At 61.6% G+C, this 16,540-nt stretch carries 18 protein-coding genes, 2 tRNA genes and 2 pseudogenes; 13 read left to right on the forward strand and 9 right to left on the reverse strand.

Translation table 11 applies throughout. The features are described 5' to 3' along the window. Window positions 1-212 precede the first annotated feature (212 nt). From ACTIFK_RS15415 to ACTIFK_RS15425, 3 genes are all read left to right on the forward strand, one after another. Window positions 213-289: transfer RNA gene (locus ACTIFK_RS15415), tRNA-Arg, on the forward strand. A gap of 354 nt (window positions 290-643) precedes the next feature. Continuing rightward, window positions 644-720 (forward strand) — tRNA-Arg (locus ACTIFK_RS15420). Window positions 721-798: 78 nt separating this feature from the next. Then, the gene (locus tag ACTIFK_RS15425) at window positions 799-978 is read left to right on the forward strand and encodes a hypothetical protein (RefSeq protein WP_439543975.1); all 180 of its coding nucleotides are present in this window, start codon (window positions 799-801) and stop codon (window positions 976-978) included. Between the two features lie 255 nt (window positions 979-1,233). Here ACTIFK_RS15425 and ACTIFK_RS15430 read toward each other — a convergent pair. After that, window positions 1,234-1,731 (reverse strand): annotated as a pseudogene (locus tag ACTIFK_RS15430) (recombinase family protein); the annotation flags it as partial. Between ACTIFK_RS15430 and ACTIFK_RS15435 the strand changes: the two are divergent. Beyond that, a complete protein-coding gene (locus tag ACTIFK_RS15435) occupies window positions 1,645-1,836 on the forward strand; it encodes a hypothetical protein (RefSeq protein ID WP_439543976.1) in 192 nt (63 codons plus the stop codon). The pseudogene ACTIFK_RS15430 and the gene ACTIFK_RS15435 sit on opposite strands and share 87 nt — an antisense overlap. A gap of 72 nt (window positions 1,837-1,908) precedes the next feature. Here the strand turns inward: ACTIFK_RS15435 and ACTIFK_RS15440 are convergent. From ACTIFK_RS15440 to ACTIFK_RS15455, 4 genes and pseudogenes are all read right to left on the reverse strand, one after another. After that, window positions 1,909-2,349: pseudogene (locus ACTIFK_RS15440) on the reverse strand (recombinase family protein); the annotation flags it as partial. Continuing rightward, a complete protein-coding gene (locus ACTIFK_RS15445) occupies window positions 2,346-2,606 on the reverse strand; it encodes a hypothetical protein (protein ID WP_439543977.1) in 261 nt (86 codons plus the stop codon). The gene ACTIFK_RS15445 and the pseudogene ACTIFK_RS15440, both read right to left, overlap by 4 nt. A gap of 41 nt (window positions 2,607-2,647) precedes the next feature. Next, entirely contained in the window at window positions 2,648-2,917 is a 270-nt protein-coding gene (locus ACTIFK_RS15450; protein ID WP_439543978.1) for a hypothetical protein, read from the reverse strand. A gap of 97 nt (window positions 2,918-3,014) precedes the next feature. Then, on the reverse strand, window positions 3,015-3,206 hold the full coding sequence (locus ACTIFK_RS15455) for a hypothetical protein (RefSeq protein ID WP_439543979.1): 192 nt from the start codon (window positions 3,204-3,206) through the stop codon (window positions 3,015-3,017). Window positions 3,207-3,454: 248 nt separating this feature from the next. Between ACTIFK_RS15455 and ACTIFK_RS15460 the strand changes: the two genes are divergently transcribed. The 3 genes from ACTIFK_RS15460 to ACTIFK_RS15470 are packed head-to-tail and all read left to right on the forward strand — an operon-like array spanning window position 3,455 to window position 5,252. Then, window positions 3,455-3,700, forward strand: coding sequence for a hypothetical protein (locus tag ACTIFK_RS15460; RefSeq protein WP_439543980.1), 246 nt, complete (start codon window positions 3,455-3,457; stop codon window positions 3,698-3,700). 16 nt (window positions 3,701-3,716) lie between these two features. Next, on the forward strand, window positions 3,717-3,965 hold the full coding sequence (locus ACTIFK_RS15465; protein ID WP_439543981.1) for a hypothetical protein: 249 nt from the start codon (window positions 3,717-3,719) through the stop codon (window positions 3,963-3,965). A 54-nt stretch (window positions 3,966-4,019) separates the two neighbouring features. Continuing rightward, complete coding sequence (locus ACTIFK_RS15470; protein ID WP_439543982.1) at window positions 4,020-5,252, forward strand: tyrosine-type recombinase/integrase; 1,233 nt, start codon at window positions 4,020-4,022, stop codon at window positions 5,250-5,252. A 532-nt stretch (window positions 5,253-5,784) separates the two neighbouring features. Here the strand turns inward: ACTIFK_RS15470 and ACTIFK_RS15475 are convergent. Beyond that, a complete protein-coding gene (locus ACTIFK_RS15475; RefSeq protein WP_439543983.1) occupies window positions 5,785-6,096 on the reverse strand; it encodes a hypothetical protein in 312 nt (103 codons plus the stop codon). Between the two features lie 199 nt (window positions 6,097-6,295). Between ACTIFK_RS15475 and ACTIFK_RS15480 the strand changes: the two genes are divergently transcribed. Then, window positions 6,296-7,207: an ArdC family protein gene (locus ACTIFK_RS15480; RefSeq protein WP_439543984.1), complete on the forward strand. Its 912-nt coding sequence runs from the start codon at window positions 6,296-6,298 to the stop codon at window positions 7,205-7,207. A gap of 22 nt (window positions 7,208-7,229) precedes the next feature. Here ACTIFK_RS15480 and ACTIFK_RS15485 read toward each other — a convergent pair whose 3' ends face one another. Next, window positions 7,230-7,910: a hypothetical protein gene (locus ACTIFK_RS15485; protein WP_439543985.1), complete on the reverse strand. Its 681-nt coding sequence runs from the start codon at window positions 7,908-7,910 to the stop codon at window positions 7,230-7,232. 104 nt (window positions 7,911-8,014) lie between these two features. On the opposite strand from ACTIFK_RS15485, the gene ACTIFK_RS15490 reads away from it, so the two are divergent. Both ACTIFK_RS15490 and ACTIFK_RS15495 read left to right on the forward strand, forming a co-directional pair. Further along, on the forward strand, window positions 8,015-8,863 hold the full coding sequence (locus ACTIFK_RS15490; RefSeq protein WP_439543986.1) for a hypothetical protein: 849 nt from the start codon (window positions 8,015-8,017) through the stop codon (window positions 8,861-8,863). A gap of 32 nt (window positions 8,864-8,895) precedes the next feature. Continuing rightward, window positions 8,896-9,267 carry an ankyrin repeat domain-containing protein gene (locus ACTIFK_RS15495; RefSeq protein WP_439543987.1) on the forward strand — a complete coding sequence of 124 codons (372 nt, stop codon included), beginning with the start codon at window positions 8,896-8,898 and terminating at the stop codon, window positions 9,265-9,267. On the opposite strand, the gene ACTIFK_RS15500 is transcribed toward ACTIFK_RS15495, so the two are convergent. Continuing rightward, window positions 9,252-10,790, reverse strand: a complete 1,539-nt coding sequence (locus ACTIFK_RS15500) for a type IV secretory system conjugative DNA transfer family protein (RefSeq protein ID WP_439543988.1) — start codon at window positions 10,788-10,790, stop codon at window positions 9,252-9,254. The two genes, ACTIFK_RS15495 and ACTIFK_RS15500, sit on opposite strands and share 16 nt — an antisense overlap. Window positions 10,791-11,479: 689 nt before the next feature. Here ACTIFK_RS15500 and ACTIFK_RS15505 point away from each other — a divergent pair. From ACTIFK_RS15505 to ACTIFK_RS15515, 3 genes are all read left to right on the forward strand, one after another. Then, window positions 11,480-14,482 (forward strand): kelch repeat-containing protein, encoded by a 3,003-nt coding sequence (locus ACTIFK_RS15505; RefSeq protein WP_439543989.1) that lies wholly within the window; start codon window positions 11,480-11,482, stop codon window positions 14,480-14,482. A gap of 482 nt (window positions 14,483-14,964) precedes the next feature. Further along, window positions 14,965-15,219: a hypothetical protein gene (locus ACTIFK_RS15510; protein WP_439543990.1), complete on the forward strand. Its 255-nt coding sequence runs from the start codon at window positions 14,965-14,967 to the stop codon at window positions 15,217-15,219. 74 nt (window positions 15,220-15,293) lie between these two features. Next, window positions 15,294-15,560 carry a hypothetical protein gene (locus tag ACTIFK_RS15515; RefSeq protein ID WP_439543991.1) on the forward strand — a complete coding sequence of 89 codons (267 nt, stop codon included), beginning with the start codon at window positions 15,294-15,296 and terminating at the stop codon, window positions 15,558-15,560. Window positions 15,561-15,646: 86 nt separating this feature from the next. Here the strand turns inward: ACTIFK_RS15515 and ACTIFK_RS15520 are convergent, their stop codons facing one another. After that, window positions 15,647-16,315 carry a SprT-like domain-containing protein gene (locus ACTIFK_RS15520; RefSeq protein WP_439543992.1) on the reverse strand — a complete coding sequence of 223 codons (669 nt, stop codon included), beginning with the start codon at window positions 16,313-16,315 and terminating at the stop codon, window positions 15,647-15,649. Between the last annotated feature and the right edge of the window lie 225 nt (window positions 16,316-16,540).

The raw sequence follows: 16,540 nt of genomic DNA on the forward strand, positions 1-16,540 counted from the left end.
AAATCCCCCCTCGGGGGCATCGCAATTCCCTGTCACATTTGGCACAGCTCTGTCACAGTGACAGCGCACTTGAACGGCTTCACGATGTCACGAAAGTGCGTCGCTCCATTGAACAACGTCACACATGTGCTAGGATGCAAGCACTGTAACGGTTTGGTTTCTCAGGATATTCGGAAGCTATCTGACAACAGCGTGAGCCTCCGGAATGCGCCGCACCCGTAGCTCAGCTGGATAGAGCGTTGCCCTCCGAAGGCAGAGGTCGTGAGTTCGAATCTCGCCGGGTGCGCCATTTTCTCTCATATTTCCGGGCACTTAGCAAGATCGTTTTTTGTTCTCGCCGCGCCCGAATCCGTCGCGGAAGCACCACGGAAGCAGCGTGAGACGTAGTCTGGCGTGCTGCGGCGTAGCGCGCGTGAGACGTGCGAGCGAAACGCGCAAGCTCAGACATTCGCTTCTGTGCGATGCTTGTCTGCTGCCGGCATTCCTTCGCGCGATGGCATACCGTTCGAGCAAGAGTTACGCGCGTGATGGTTTTTGCGGTGAGAATGGGGATCTCGGTTGCGCGTGATCGATCGAACTGGGATAATGTCTGGTCTACGTCGATTGACCGACGCGAGGTCGCCGCGTTAGTAGCGCACTTGATGCACCCGTAGCTCAGCTGGATAGAGCGCCACCCTCCGAAGGTGGAGGCCGCACGTTCGAATCGTGCCGGGTGCGCCAATTCCGTACAAAACTGGGCACTCCTGCCGGAGTTGCCCCTTCCGCCATGACAAGGCGTTCGAGAACGTCCTTGCGGCCATGGATTTTTATCTCGGTCCTGTCGACTTCCACCGCATCGATGATCGAGCGGATATAGGCGCGGCGAAACTCCGGAGCGCCATCAACGATGTTCTGGCGCATCAGGCTTGTGAAGCGCGCGACTTTTTCCGCCGTCACGCGTACCTGGGGGCTCAGTTCGGCGAGAGCTCTTTCGAGTGACACCCGCGCAATGTCGCGGGCGGTCTTCGCCGCGGCGATTCGCTCCTTCAGGGTGTCGTCGCTGGGATCGAGGATTCCCTTTTCGATGGCGTCATAGAGCCGGACAAGGCCGCGCTCGGCCTCCGATACGCGGTCGCGCAGGGCGGCCACACGCTGTGTATGATCCGTTGTGCGGGCATTCTGCCGTTCCATCAAACCCGCGAGTAAGCGGCTGACCCGTTCCGGGGTCAAGAGCTTCTCAGCAAGCGCCGTTGTCACAGCATCGTCGAGACGATCCATCGGCACCGACAGTCCCTCGCACGCACTCTTTCCCTGCTGCGCGCTGGTAGAGCAGGTGTAGTAGCGATAGCGCCCCGACTTGCCGGTGCGGATCGTCATGCCGCCGCCGCACCGTGCGCATTTGGCGACACCCGCCAGCTGTGTTGGTCCGTTGACAATGCGCGGCGGCGCGACTTTCGGATTGCGTTCGCGCAGCGCCTTGCGCACCGCGTCGAAGACGGGAGCTTCGATGATCGCGGGAACCGGCACAATGACGTGCTCTGTTTCCGCACGGCGCTCCCGCGTGCGGGAGTTGGTGCAGTTATAGTGATGCTCGCCTTTGTAAGTAGGGCTCGTGATCAGCCTGTGAACCTGCCCGACGCCCCAGCGCGCTCCCCCGCGCGTGCGGTGGCCGTTTGCATTCAGATGGGCGGTGATCGCCTTGATGCCCATGGGGCCGGAGACGCCGTCGCCATTCCGGAAGAGCCGGAACATGAGCCGCACGATCTCGGCTTCGACAGGATCGACGGCCAGGTGCTTTTTGAGCTTCGCGCCGCGTTGCTCGACAACGAAAGTCCGGTATCCGTAGGGCGCGTGTGAGCCGTTCCAGAATCCTTGCCGGGCGTTTTCCAGCATTGTGCGGGCAACGTGCTTCGCATTCTCGCGCGATTGATGCTGGTCGAAGGCGCCGACGATCTGGCGCAGAAGGACACCTTCAGGCCCCTTGTCGAAGCGCTGCGTGATGCTGGCGAGCTGAACGCCATGGCGCTCAAGCTCTTCGGCAGCATTCTCCAGGATAACAAGATGGCGCGCGAGGCGGCTGATCGAATGCACCAGCACGACATCAAAGGGCCGTGCATCGGAGGCCGCCATCGTCAGCATTCTTTGAAATTCAGGGCGGGAATCGTTTGTGCCGCTGAGGCCGGCATCAACGAATTCCGACACGACGCGCCAGCCCTGCGCGGCGCAGAAATCGTGCGCCTGCCGGCGCTGATCGGGGATGGAGAGGTCGCTGCGCGCCTGCTGGCCGGTTGACACGCGCATATAGAGAGCGACGCGCAGCGCGCCGTCCTCTGCGGCTTTATATTCTGATGGTCTGCGGCGCGTTTTCATGGTGCATCCCCCGCACTGTGGACTGCCGGATATTGTGCAGTTCTTTGCGGCACTTCCGAGTCCGCGCGGTCGTTCGCGGCCAGAAATTCGTTGAGCTGCTCCAGCAGGAAAGACTCGATCGCGTCCAGTTCTTCAGCCGTCACGGGAAAGCTTTCGTCAACAGTGGCGAGGACCGGCAGCGCGTCCATCCCGCGCGTGCGGCGGGGAGCCGCCGCGCGGGATGAGTCGCGATCATGGCCGGCCTTGCGCCCGCGCATCGGTCAGTCCTCTCCTTCATGGGGGTTGGGGTGGACCGCCCTCACACGAGGGCGGTCTGGTCTTCGTCACACTCGTCGGGAGAGCGCATTCCCCCGCCGGGATCGCAGCTGGGCGGATCGTCGGACGCATCGCTCAGGCAGCGCCTGTCGATGAAGTCCTGGAACAGGTCGACGATCGCCTGTTCGCTCACGACCTGATTGCCGCTGCGGGCGGAGAGATAGGCGACCGCCCAGTTGCGGAACGGGGCGGGCATACGAACGAGTACAATCGCCTCGTATCCGCGCGGGGTCGACACGCCGGCTTCAGCCATCGGAAACACCTCCTTTCCGCAGCAAGCGATGCTGCTGCGAAGGAAGGTAGGTCCCCGTGGAGGGCGTCCCCCACGGGGTTTCCGCGTGGAAAGTGCGTCAGCGCGGGTGGCAGCCGGGCGTGCGCAGGCGGATCATGCGGTCGACGGCGGCCAGGCTCTGCAGCGTATCGCGGCAGGCGGACGAACCGGGGATCGTCGTGGCGAGCAGCCGCTGCAGCGTGCCGCGCAGCGCGTAGAGTTCAGTCAGGTTTCGCACCTGGAGGTCTTGCAGGGTGTAGATGCCGGACATCGTATTTTTCCTTTCCGTTTCCGGCCCCGCCGATCGGGGCCTTGAGGCCCGGACACACACAATCGGCGAAGGCCCGATCGCGGGATGGAGAGGAAAGGAGGAAAAGAGACCGCAGCAGACCCGCAAAGACTCCGGAGCGAAACTTGAGAACGAAGACGCGCGGCAAGCACAACGCAGTTAACCGACGATTAATATCGCGCAACGTATAATTGTAGATATATTTGGCTTTGTTGTTTTTGAGATATTGATTGTCGATATTGATACGCATCCAGGGCGACATGACGCTCGCTGAAATGCGCCAGGCATTGTTCGAAGCCGTCTGTGAGCTCGAAGACGAATTTGCTGTGCACCACACGCACAACGTCACCCTGTTCATCAACCCCACGAATGAAGTCGGAGAAACGGTCGTCGTACGCAACCGCCTGGGCGCGGTTGTGACGCGTGTGACCAAGCGCGGCCGGTATCGCTGCGCCGCTGACGAGTACAACATTTGAAAGGAGTGTGATTCATTTGAACATTCCTCCACCGCCCCGTTATCTCGGTCTGGACCAGGCCCGTGAGGTCCTTGCCGAAATGGGCGTCGAGCTGTCATCGCGGCAGATCAAGCGTGCAGCCGACCCCGATGCCGAAGGGCGCCGCAAGCTGCCTTTCTTCGTCGATCCGATCGAAGGCCGGCTCAAGATCGAGAAAGGCGCTTTGACCGCGATCTACCAGCAGCTTCAGGATGACGCGAAGAAGAATACGAAGAAAAAGGATTGACTACAGCGTTCTTATTTTGTTCTATTTGTGCGTATACTTGTACATTAGTGTTTTATGGCAGACATCAGAAAGCGCGCGGGTGGCAAGGGCACTACATATCAGGTCCGCTACCCGCGCAAGACATCCCCCGGCTACAGCTATGCCACCTTCGACACGTTGAAGGAGGCGCGGGCATTTACCGAAACGCTGGGCTCACTCAAGGATGTGCCGGGCGGCCAGGTCACGAAAGTACCGGATGCCATCGACCGCTGGCTTGAGGTTTGTGAGCGTATCGGCCGGGACGGTCGTGAGACGGTCGAGATCGAGACCCTCAAAGAGTACAAGCGGCGCGCGCGCGTCATGAAAGAGTTCGGATGGGCCAAGCCCCTTCATGAGCTTCAGGCCGCCGACATCGTCGGGTTCCGCAACTGGCTGCTTGAGCACAAGACACGCGATCTCGCGCGGCGCACACTCTCCTCTTTCCATTCGGTGCTGATCGAGATGCACCGTGAAGGCCTGATCGACCACGACCCCGCGATGGGCATTACCGTCCGTGCCGGCGGCCGTTATGAGGACGACGACTCCGAGATTGAAATCCCCACCGACGCCGAAATCCGTTCTCTCTTCGCAGCGGCAGACCGTATGGCGTCAAAGAACGAGTACATGGCGAAGTGCTGGGCGCGCTACCGGCCGATGATCTATCTCGCCGGCTTTACGGGAATGCGCCCGTCCGAGCTTCGCGGCCTTTCGTGGGAGCAGGTTGGCGATGACCACATCAACATCCGGCAGCGCGCAGACCGCACCGGCAATATCGGCCCGGTGAAATCACGCGCCGGTCGCCGCACACTGTTCCTGCCGGCGCTGGTCAGCGCCATGATCGAGGAATGGCGGCCCCATTGTCCCGCCTCGGATCATGATCTCGTATTCCCCACCGCCGCGGGTAAACCGCAGGCGCTCGTGAATTTCCGCGCCGGGGCGTGGGACCCGCTGATGAAGGAAGCCGGGCTCGCTGACGCTGTCGGGCGGAAGGGCCGCACCGTTCATGTCCCGCGCTATACGCCCTACGCCCTACGCCACTACTTCGCTTCCAAGCTCATCGAGAGTGGCAAGGACCTCAAGTTCATCCAGAAGGCGATGGGGCATTCGAAAATTGAAATCACATTCAATGTGTATGGGCATTTGATCCGCGGCCGTGAGGAGCAGCACCGGGAGACCGCCGAGGAGATTATGGCTACCGTGCTGGGCGCGGAGCAGACACCCGGAAAAGCCCTCCGCCGGTGGTGGGATGAGGTCACAAGCGGCGGTTAATCAGCGATTAACGAGTATTAACAAGCGAGGAAATTCGAGCGTTTTCTTAGAAGTGAAAGTTGGGATTTTCCCAAGAAAGAGCCGCAGAAAAATGAGCCAAAAATCGCGGCGTTAACTATTGGAATCCCTCCGGTGAACACTTGGGAGACGTACAGCACCAGACCGCTCCCTCCTACTTTTTGCGCGATTTCGTGCAGCAAGTTTCGAGGTGTACGTTAGTCAAAGCATTGAAACTACAGACTTCCCTATTACCCATCAAAATATTGCGCCAATTTTATGTGGCTAGTTTGTGGTGTACGCCAGTCAAACCATTGAAAAATAGCAGGTTTTTCTAGCCTTCCAAGCTGGCTATGAGGGTTCGATTCCCTTCACCCGCTCCAGCTTATTTTTCAAGTACTTAGCATCAGAAATCACCCCGAAAATCTGCCACATGGGCCGCTTCGGGCGATCCTCTGTAACCCGCAGAAATCCTCGCTTCTCCGCGTGAGGCCGTTTCGGTCTGTGGCGCGTTTGTGGCAAGACCACACTGCGCTTACGGGTTTGCGCGTTGCCGAGCGGCGTCCACTGCTTTCCCGAGACGCTTCATCTCCTCGATCTGCGAAACCGGCAAATCCCCGCTAATCACCCGCAGCGCCGTAACGATCGTCTCTTCCAGATCGTGCGTGAACGAGGTCCGACCCACTACGTTGGCCATAATCCACCACGCCAATTCGGTATCGAGGCTGATTTCTAACGTGTGCTGGTCGCGCAGGTAGCCCTTCTCGCTGGCGGGCCAAACGGCCCTCGCGCGCGGTGACAGGTCATTCCATGCGAGGAACTGTTCGCTTTCGTCCTGCTTCATCATTCTCCGATCCCTTCCTGCTCCCGCGCCGGTGTCCTCAAGAATGGACGCGATCTTTGGCCGGGCGTGCCGTCCCGTCAAACCCCGCCCGCACCACTCCCGCCGGCAGGCGGCGGGACCGTGTTAGGGCCTGACTGTCCTGCTTCTCCGCCCGTCCTGTTCCGCCGCGTCTTGAGGAAACCCGACGCAAAAGGAGCAGATCATGTCTGAGAAAGAAACCACGCGGCAGGACGTCTATACCCGCATCACCGCCCAGATCATCGAAAGCCTGGAACGCGGCGTGAAGCCGTGGACGCAGCCCTGGAATGCGGCTCACGCCGCCGGTCACGTCTCGCGGCCCCTTCGCCATACGGGCGAGCCCTACAGCGGTATCAACGTGTTGACGCTCTGGGCGACCGCGATGGAAGCCCATCGATCCGCGCCGATCTGGATGACATTCCGGCAGGCTCTCAGCCTTGGCGGTCATGTCCGCAAGGGCGAGAAGGGAGCCCCGGTCGTCTATGCGAACACGATGCAGCGCACCGAGGTCGACGAGGCCACCGGCGATGAGGCCGAACGCAGCATTCCGTACCTGAAGGCCTACACCGTCTTTAACGTCGAGCAGATCGAGGGATTGCCCGCTCACTTCTACGCCCGGGCCGAACCGCACCGGAATCCCGACGAACGTATCTCCGACGCCGAAGTATTCTTCGCCGCAACCCGGGCCGATATCCGGCATGGCGGCGACTGCGCCTATTACAGTTCGACCCTCGACTACATCCAGATGCCGGCCTTTGAGGCCTTCCGCGACGCGCAGGCCTACTACGCCACGCTGGCTCATGAGGCGACGCACTGGACTAAGCATCAGAACCGGCTTGATCGCGATTTCGGGCGCAAGCGCTTCGGCGATGACGGATATGCCCGCGAAGAACTGGTCGCCGAACTGGGAGCGGCCTTCCTGTGCGCGGATCTCGGCCTGCGGCTCGAAGATCGCGAGGATCATGCGGCGTATCTGGGTCATTGGCTGTCCGTCCTGAAAGAAGATAAGCGGGCCATCTTCACGGCTGCCGCTCACGCGCAGCGTGCCGCCGAGTACCTGTCGTCTTTCGGGAAACGCCTTGAGGCCGCCGCGTGAACGGCGGCCTCTGACGATGCGTTCAGGCCAGCTCCTCAATGTCGCCGGTTTGCGTAGCCCATTCGTCCTGTGGACTCATCGACAGACCCTTGCCCTTCTGGCGCTGGGTCTCCATGAGACGGTCGCAGAGCGTCAGGCGTGCCTGAAGCGCATTGGCCTCGCGCTGGCCCATCATCGCGACGATATCGTTGCGCTGGCCCAGATAGTCGTAGGTCACGATGAAGGCACGAGTGTAGTAGCGCGCCGGGCTGCCCGACGGGCGGCCGGAGGATTGACGCGCCGCGTCCAGCTCGTCCTGCTCATCCGCAGCCTTGTCGTGCACAACGACGGAAAAAGAGTGCGCCAGCAGACGGTCGAAAACGGCACAGTCCTTCCCGACCCCGATTGCGAACGTGTCCTCCGTGACTTCCAGATAGACCTTGCTGCGCATCAGGTAGCGGGCCAACGCCTTGTGCATCGGGATCAACAAGAGCGGAAGCAGAAGCCATACGGCATAGGCCAAGAAGTGTGACGGGGCCGGCTGTGTCTGCCAGGTGACGTACCAGTAGAACGGTACGGACAATATCGCCGCCAGGTCCGCCAGCTGCGCACTCTCCGGGGTGAGCACGTTTGCGGTGATGGCGAAGGCGCGCCTGCCTCTGGCGTCGCGCCCCTCGATCGTGCGGGGTTCGCCCTCGAAGGGCGATTTGATTGCAGGTTCCATAGTCTTCTCCTTCCCGCGGGACGGATTTTCTTCCACCCCGCTGAGTGGCAAGGTAATGAGACTTTGGAGACCTGATCCTCGCGCAATCCTCGTGGAGCGCCTGCATGAAGGAATACACGGCCTGGCATATCGCGCGCCTGCGGGACAGGCTGGCACGCTATCGGGCCGTTGAGACTATCAATGGCCGTGCCCGCCCATGGGTGACGGTCGCGAGCGATATCTTCGTCACGGAAGGACTTCCCGAATCCTACTTTGACTCAGAAGGATCGGATGAGGTTCTGGCCGAGGCCTTGCGGCGGTTTGTCGACGGGCAGCAGGTCCCCAAGACCGAGCGCCTTGATGCCATCAGCCTGTTCCTGCGCAGCAAAGGTTATTTCCACGATGAAGACATCCAGGAGACCGCCGGCGACTACGCCGCCGCGCTCGCCTTAAGCTCGTTCTTCCAGAGTGCCTCAATATCTCCGCAGGAGATCACAGGCGTCTTCACCACGTCTCGCAAAGAAGGGCGCGCGGGCTCCCGCGTGTTCACCCTTGAAATCGCGCCGACCGACCGCGCCGGACTCCAGCGCCTGCTTGAGACGATCGAGTACAATCCCGACTTCGTTATGAATGAAAGAATCTATATGCCGGGCCGCCTGCGCACGCACGCCGGTTACAGGAAGGAGCAGCTGGAGGGATGGCTGGTCCGCGGCGACAAGAGCGGCCTTGCGCTGGTTCAGGATCGGCTGCACGGCAGCCGGCAGGTGTTCGTCGTGCCCTACGGTGCGATGACCGAAAATCCCGATGAGAGCTTTCTCGTTGTCATGAAGCTGGCTGGTTTCGCGCCGTCAGAGCCGATACAGGGCATCGGACGCGAGCGCGCAACCATGCTCATCGCCCAGGTCGGTGAATGGGCGTACGCGAATACTTGGAATTACCGGCTGCGCCCGCCGGATGCGGAAAGGGGTAGGTAATGGCCCTTCCACCGCGCCCGGACGGTTCTCAGGTGCCGGATGAAAATCCCGCCGCGTCGGATGATCCGGCAGTCCTTCGGAACGAGCGTCTCATTCGGGCAGCGCGAGCGGGCAATGAGGAAGATGTGAGGCTCTGTCTGCGCGGCGGAGCTGATATCAACTTCGCCGAGCCGTCGACTGGCCTGACGGCTCTTCACTATGCCGCTGCTTACGACACAGTGGGGATGCTGCGCTTGATCGCCCGCGATCCCACTTGCGATTTCACAGTGGAAGATCGCAAGGGACGCACCGCGGCGACGCTGGCCTATGAAGTGGCGGAGAACAGCATCACCGGGCGATTCCTGCTGACCAAGGAAATGCGCCAGCGCAGGGACCGCGCGGCGCAGGATCAATCCTCGGCATAGAGTCCGCGAAAGGCCCAATGCACCGGGCTCGCCTTGTCGAAATACTCAAAGCGCTGAAGGATCATCGGATGCAGTCCCGCAAGAATCACCAGCTGGCGTTTGAGGCGGTCATCGCGCGCAAACTGCCGGCTCACTTCTTCCGGTGTCAGAAGGTCGTGAAGTTCCGCTGACTCTGATTGTCCCGACAGGCCGTCGGCGCGTTGCGCCCGGCCCACCTCGCCTTCGCGCGTGGCCATGACCATCGTTTTGCCGAGACGGCGCGACACGTACTCCATCGTCATCAGGTCGTTGTTGCCGAAGAATTGCAGGACGCCGGCATTGCCGGCGAACGTCTCCCACCGTTCCTTGTACAGGGCCTTGCCCTGTCCCCAGTCCTGCAGGAACACCCAGAGCTTCACGCCGAAGGAGGCGATTTGCCCGGCGGCATCTTCAAGCTGCCGCATATGGCCGAGCACGGGAAACTCGTCGAGGCACACTAGGACAGGCACTTTGGGCGCAGTGCGTTCGCGTTCCATCGCATCGAGAAGCAGGTTGACGAAGACGCGCAGCCAGCGGCTGCAAAGGCCCATGCGGTTTGCGGGAAGGCACAGATAGACCGTCATGCCTTCCTTCGCGCGCTTGAGATCGGCCAGATCGAAATCATGCCCGGCCAGCACGCGGCGCATGGCGCCGTAGTCCAGAAACTTCGTATGGCGGCGGACGGTGGATAAAACGCTGGCGCGTTCGTTGGACGGCTTTTCGAAGAAGTCGCGGGCGGCGCCCTCGATCGCGTTCGCAACGTCCGCCGTTGCGGGGGAGCGTTCAAGCCGCGCGGCATTGCGCAGCATCCCGAGTTCGTGCCGGTAGGGCGCGTCCGGATCATCAGCTTTCGCCAGGATCAGCGCATCACGGATGACGGTGCGCACGGCGATCAGGTTGCGCTGACCCTCGAACGCGGGATCAGTCGCAACGTGAAGGATGATCCCCTCCAGGAAGTTTCGGGCGCTTTCATCCCAGTGGGGGTCTTTCCCGGCGGCGATAACCAGAGCGTCGGCGATCAGCCCGGCATCTTCGATCAATGTTCTGCTGCCCGGGCGCAGGAGTGACAAGGGATTGAAGCTCTTGCGCAACGGCGCGATCCGGTCGGGCACGATCTCGAACGGATCGAGGATATGAACGCGCTGCCCGAGCGCGACGCGCCGCTGCGCGGTCACGATCGCGAGTTCGGCCTTCGGGTCGAGCGCGAGTACGCTGCCGGGATAATGGAGGAGGTTGCCCTTCAACATCACGGACTTTCCCGACCGCGATCCGCCGAACATCATCATGTGGCGATTGTCGGCGATACCGATAAGGCGGTTGCCGAGAGCTCCGATCATGATCTTCGCGCCGGGGTTTGAAGGATCGTAGGCGAGGCGCGCGCTTTTCAGGATCGCCTCGATCGACTGCCACCGCGCCTGCGGCGGGGACTGCTGCCGCAGGAAGCGCGAAGTGTCGCCGCGGGCGATGTCGCGGGTGAAGTCGGTGATGAAATTGTCGGTGGTCACGAGCGCCTCCTGAATCTGCTTTCAGTTAGCGCTTCCGGCCGTCCATTTTCCGCGCGCAAACCGCGCTGTGCAATCAAGGCATGGCTAGTAACTCGGGATACTTACTTATCGAAAATCTCGAGTAATATCAGTATGTATCAGGCAATTATAATATACTTAACAATTTTTACAGTGATGATACTGTATAATTCAGTATAGGAGAAATCTGTGCGGAAAATATATTTCATAATCGTTGTAGCTATCATTTCAGCCGCAGCCATAGTGACGGGCGGCGCGCACGCGCAGCTTGTCGGCACCGATACCACGCCCGGTTCGTCCTGCGCCGGATTCCCGGACGGCGCTACGCGCGTCACGGCTGATGCGGACCTTGACGGGCAGGAAATCACGCTCGTCTGCGACGGCACCACATGGAACGCCTCCGGTGGCGCAATCGAGCAAGCAGGCGGGATGTCCGCGCCGACGTGGGGGCCGACCTGTACCCAACGTACGGCAACGGGGGCCACAACGACAGTGACCATAGCCTGCAACGCCGGTGAGGTAATGACCGGCGGCGGCTGCTCTCACAGCAGCACTACCCCGGTCTTTCGAGACAGCGGGCCGAGCGCAGCGGCCACTTGGCGTTGTGAGTGGAGTACCGCGACAGCCACCGGCACTGCCTTTGCCATCTGCTGCGCATTCTGAGGTGCAGCATGAGGCGGCTCCTGGCGCTCATCCTTGTGCTTCTGCTGGTCCCCTTCGCGACGGCGTGGGCTAACTGCACGAATCCGGCCAAGTCGGCCGGAGCGGTCGTCTTCAATACGGATCACAATACCCTCGAATACTGCAACGGCAGTAGTTGGGTGACGATGGGTAAAGCGCCGTCAGCAATGGGCTGGACGGCCCGCACGGCGGCGCAGGCAAACCCGTGGATGGGCGTCACGTACGGCAACGGTCTGTTCGTGGCGGTGGCGGCTAGCGGCACGAACCGCGTGATGACTTCGCCCGATGGCATCACGTGGACGGCGCGGACGGCCGCGCAAGCGATCTCCTGGATGTCTGTCACCTACGGCAACGGCCTGTTCGTGGCGGTATCCCGCGATGGCACGAACCGCGTGATGACCTCGCCGGACGGCATCACATGGACGGCGCGGACGGCGCCGGCAAGTAGCTGGTATGCCGTGACATATGGCAACGGGTTGTTTGCCGCGGTGGGAACAGGCGCGGCGATGACCTCGCCGGACGGTATCACATGGACGGCGCGAACGCCGTCGGAGTCAGTTGGATGGCAGGCCATAACGTATGGCAACGGCGCGTTCGTCGCAGTGTCGGAGAGCGGCACGAACAAGGTGATGAGATCGACGGACGGCATTACCTGGACAGGGTATCCGGCAGCAGCAGCAACGCAGTACCGCGCCGTAGCCTATGGCAATGGCGTGTTTGTCGCCGGGGGTGACCTCGGCGCGCTGATGACTTCGCCGGACGGCATGACCTGGACGGCACGCACAGGACCGGCGCCCGCCGACAGCCAGTGGGCGGGCCTCACCTACGGCAACGGACTTTTTGTCGTCGTGGCCCTTAACGGCACGCACCGCGTAGCGACTTCGCCGAATGGCATCACCTGGACAGAGGGCGTGGTGGCGCCCGCCAACAGCCAATGGGAAGACATAGCCTTTGGCAACGGTCGGTTTGTCGCTGTTGCCTTCAGTAGCCCCGGAGACAGGGTGATGACAGCGGAGGCCGGCTGCGCCAACCCGACCGGCACCCCCGGCAAGATCGTCTACGACACCGACAACCACACCATGCGCTACTGCAACGGTGCGAATTGGGTGGCGATGGGGCCTGAGCCGGCGCCTCCTGAATGCTTCGATACCTGGACACCGCGGGAAACTGCCCGCAACTGGTGGCAAGGGGGGATCGTCATATCCGACGACGGCACGAAGGTGGCAGCCGGACATACGACCGGGCAGATCTACACCTCGACAGACGGCGGCGTGAACTGGACCGCGCGTGCCAGCAATCAAAACTGGAACGATATGGCATCGTCCGCCGACGGCACTAAGCTGGTGGCCGCAGCTACGGGCTCGGCGATTTATACATCGACCGACAGCGGCGTGAACTGGACGCAGCGCCTGACCCTCTCAAATTTGACAACTGTTGCTTCATCTGCGGACGGCACCAAGCTCGTCGCCGGAAGATATACTGGCCAGCTTTACACCTCTACTGACAGTGGCGTGAATTGGACGGCGCGGAATAGCAATCGGAACTGGACCGGCATAGCCTCATCGGCGGACGGCACAAAGCTCGTTGCCACTGTAAACGGTGGTCAGATTTATACCTCAACCGACAGTGGCGTGAACTGGACAGCCCGTGAGAGCAACCGGGTCTGGAGCGACGTTGCCTCATCGGCGGACGGCACCAAGCTGGTGGCAACTGTGGACAATGGTCAGATTTATACCTCGACCGACAGCGGCGTAACGTGGACGCCGCGCGAGACAACCCGCAGGTGGCTGCGGGTCTCTTCCTCCGCCGACGGCACTAAGCTGATAACGGGCGTCGGTCCGCTGGACGGCTTTATTTACACCTCTGATGACAGCGGCGTGACGTGGACGCAGCGGGGATGGAGTGCAAACTGGCAGGAATTTGCCCTCACTTCCGATGGCACCAAAGCTTTTACCGCAATCTATGGCGGCCAGCTCTATAGCTCGGAATGCTCCGGGCCCAGCACTTCCTGCACTGCTCCTGTTCGCGATGAGGGGACGCTGCTCTACAATACCAACTGCAGCGTCATGGAGTACTGTAACGGGGTCGATTGGGTTAGCATTGGACCGCCACAGGGGACCGTCGAGAGCTTCACGTCGCCCCCCAACCTGGCGCAAGCCCGGGGAATATACGCATCCGCACCGCTTGCTGACGGACGCGCTCTGATTTGCGGCGGGTACACCGGCAGCGGGTTTAGCAACCGATGCGACATCTACGACCCTGTAGCAAATAGCTTCACGCAGGTAGCCAACCTGCCGCAAAGCAAGCAGAGCGCCACCGGCACTCTGCTTGCCGACGGGCGGGTGCTGATGTGTGGAGGTTCTGGCCCCACGAACCGCTGCGATATTTACGATCCTGTAGCGAACAGCTTCACGCAGGTTGCCAACTTGCCGCAATCCAAGCCCGACGCTGGCAGCGCTTTGCTTGCCGACGGTCGCGTGCTGATCTGTGGGGGTACAGTTAGCGGAAGCGGTACAAACCGCTGCGACATCTACGACCCTGTAGCCAACAGCTTCACGCAGGTGGCCAACCTCCCGCAGAGCAAATCTGCTTTCACGCCGGTAACGCTTGATGACGGTCGTGTATTGATCTGTGGCGGCTCTGTTAGCGGAACCCTTACGAACCGCTGCGATATTTACAACCCTGTGGGAAACAGCTTTACGCAGGTTGCCAACCTGCCACAAAGCAAGAGCTATTTCGGAGCCAGACTGCTTGCCAGCGGACGGGTGCACATATGCGGGGGCTCGTTAGGCTCCACCACAGTGACTGACCGCTGTGACATCTATGATTCCGGAACCAATGCGTTCACGCAGGTTGCGGATTTGCCGGAAACGCGAGGCATGAATGGGATGATAACAATCGCGGGCGATGACGCGCTATTGTGCGGCGGCTGGACGGGCGGCAGCTACTCAAACACCTGTGATCGCTACTCGCCGCAGACCTGCCCTCCGTAACCGGATAGAAGCGAAGACGGCCCGGCCTTCATCCAGTCCGACGGCCGCGGAAGGCCGTGACAGCATACGATTTAGCGCCGCGGCGGTTCAGCCTCACGTGATCATACGCGACCGTTGTCCAGAAACGGGCGAGCGCGACGGGACTTTCTCGCACATCGCGAAGCGTCGCCAGTAATCCGGCGGCCCATAACACGTATCCTCCTCCAGGACCGGTCACAGGCGGTGTCAGCGACGCGGCGCGGCTTTGCGGGTTCTTGCCGTCATCGTCTGTTGCTAACGTGCGTGTGCCTGTCCCTTCTTCTGTGTGGGACCATCACTCGACTTTCACGCCAACCTGACCGTGCGCGCCGCCGATGCAACAGGCTGCCCGCTCCATTCGCTGCGCTCCCGTGTTGCCTGTTCCCCTTCGGTGCATCGCCGTCTTCTCCGCACGGCTTCCAGGGAGGCGTGTCGAGTGAAACCCAAACAGAAAGGAACAGACCATGACACGCAATAGCAAGTACGCCGCCAAGAAGCAGACCCGCGAAGCCACGCCGCCGAGCCTTATCGCCTGGCACGTGACCGAAGCCCGCAAGGAGGGCGAGAAGGGCTTCTGGACCCGGATCGGCGCCGCTTGGGAGCACGAGGACGGAAACGGCCTCACCCTCCAGCTCGATCTGGTACCGGTCGGCGGCGGGCGCATCGTCCTCCGCGCGCCGAAGGCTGAAGCCGAAACCGCGCAGCAGGAAGCCGCCTGACGCGGCAGCCTCCGGGAAGAGGCACTGAGCCTCTTCCCGGTTGGCTTCGCTGAAGGCCCTTCAGGAGGACCATCATGAACAGCTTCTCGCACACCTTCACCCTGTCATGGGACGGTATCGAAATCCTCGCCCGGCACAGCGCCAGCGACGACGGCGCCGCCGACCTGCACGGCGAGCCGCTCGACCGCATCGAGATCGAGGCCATCGGACCCGCGGGCGCGTGGCTGCCCGCCGGCTTTGCCGGCGGCGCAGTGCACCGCGTCAGCCGCGCCCGCATCGCGCGGTTCGGCGATGCCGGCGGCTACATCGCCGCCTGGCTCGACGCGCTCGCCTGCCGCTGAACGTAGCGGCGGCCAAACAAAAGGCGCGGACCGTGCGGTCCGCGCCTTTCGCATTTTGCGATTCGCGTTTTGCGAATAGGGATAGGTCAGGTGGGCGCCATCGCCGTCATGTGCTCGCCGCAGACAAGGCGGGCCTCATGCTTCGCCCAGGCCTTGAGGTCGCATTGCGGGCAGGCATAGCGCACGCGCTTGCCGCTCTTGGGGGCCGGCGCGGCTTCGCCCTTGCCTTCCTCCGCCGCGGCGGGCAGCTCCTTCCAGACGAGGGCAAAGTCCTTGGCGAGAAGACGGTTCAGGGCCGTCTCGAAAGGCCCGCCCGGGACGATGAAGTGACCGACGCTTTCGCCGGTCTCCTTGCCGCCTTCGGCGCCGTCGATCGTCGGCTGCAGCCCGATGGCCTTCATTTTCGCCGCCCATTCGCGGTTATGATAGCGGCCCCGCCCGGGCGTTCCGCAATGATGCTGCCACAGATGCACCATGTCATGGACGAGCGTTGCCAGAATTTCATTCACGGACCGCTCGTGGAACGAAGCCGGGTTCAGCGCGATCTCGTCGGCCTTGCGGCCGTCATCGCGCGCGAACCGGGCTCCTGCGAAATAGCCGAATGTTTTCTTGCGGCGCTGCAGCGTAATGAGCGCGTTCGGCAGGGTGCCTTCGAACAGCGTTTTGTTGAAATGATCGTAGGCCTGCTGGAGCCGTTCGTAGGTATCGCGCGTGGGCCGGACGGATGCGGGTTGGGGATCGAGAGGAGCGTTCATCGGACCATCCTTTCGGCGGTCCCGCGTCTTGATTTGCGATGCACATTACAATGCCGCGCATCACGGGACTGCTTTCAGCGCCCGTAATGTCGTCTCTCCCGTGGCGTGGTTTCCTCGTGCAATCCGCGCGGCTGGACGGACAGTGATCTGTCATGCACACTGCAATAGTCTAGGCAGTGTTCCTCATCCGCAATTTTACCTGCCTCCACCGTCTCTGCTACAATG

The sequence above is a fragment of the Hyphomicrobium sp. genome, from assembly GCF_051860585.1.
Lineage (GTDB): Bacteria > Pseudomonadota > Alphaproteobacteria > Rhizobiales > Hyphomicrobiaceae > Hyphomicrobium_C.

Coding starts and splice junctions, on each gene's coding strand:
- ACTIFK_RS15475 (WP_439543983.1), bottom strand. CDS start 6,096: ATGATGAAGCAGGACGAAAGCGAACAGTTCCTCGCATGGAATGACCTG.
- ACTIFK_RS15445 (WP_439543977.1), bottom strand. CDS start 2,606: ATGCGCGGGCGCAAGGCCGGCCATGATCGCGACTCATCCCGCGCGGCG.
- ACTIFK_RS15520 (WP_439543992.1), bottom strand. CDS start 16,315: ATGAACGCTCCTCTCGATCCCCAACCCGCATCCGTCCGGCCCACGCGC.
- ACTIFK_RS15470 (WP_439543982.1), top strand. CDS start 4,020: ATGGCAGACATCAGAAAGCGCGCGGGTGGCAAGGGCACTACATATCAG.
- ACTIFK_RS15485 (WP_439543985.1), bottom strand. CDS start 7,910: ATGGAACCTGCAATCAAATCGCCCTTCGAGGGCGAACCCCGCACGATC.
- ACTIFK_RS15450 (WP_439543978.1), bottom strand. CDS start 2,917: ATGGCTGAAGCCGGCGTGTCGACCCCGCGCGGATACGAGGCGATTGTA.
- ACTIFK_RS15515 (WP_439543991.1), top strand. CDS start 15,294: ATGAACAGCTTCTCGCACACCTTCACCCTGTCATGGGACGGTATCGAA.
- ACTIFK_RS15505 (WP_439543989.1), top strand. CDS start 11,480: ATGAGGCGGCTCCTGGCGCTCATCCTTGTGCTTCTGCTGGTCCCCTTC.
- ACTIFK_RS15490 (WP_439543986.1), top strand. CDS start 8,015: ATGAAGGAATACACGGCCTGGCATATCGCGCGCCTGCGGGACAGGCTG.
- ACTIFK_RS15510 (WP_439543990.1), top strand. CDS start 14,965: ATGACACGCAATAGCAAGTACGCCGCCAAGAAGCAGACCCGCGAAGCC.
- ACTIFK_RS15425 (WP_439543975.1), top strand. CDS start 799: ATGGATTTTTATCTCGGTCCTGTCGACTTCCACCGCATCGATGATCGA.
- ACTIFK_RS15480 (WP_439543984.1), top strand. CDS start 6,296: ATGTCTGAGAAAGAAACCACGCGGCAGGACGTCTATACCCGCATCACC.
- ACTIFK_RS15455 (WP_439543979.1), bottom strand. CDS start 3,206: ATGTCCGGCATCTACACCCTGCAAGACCTCCAGGTGCGAAACCTGACT.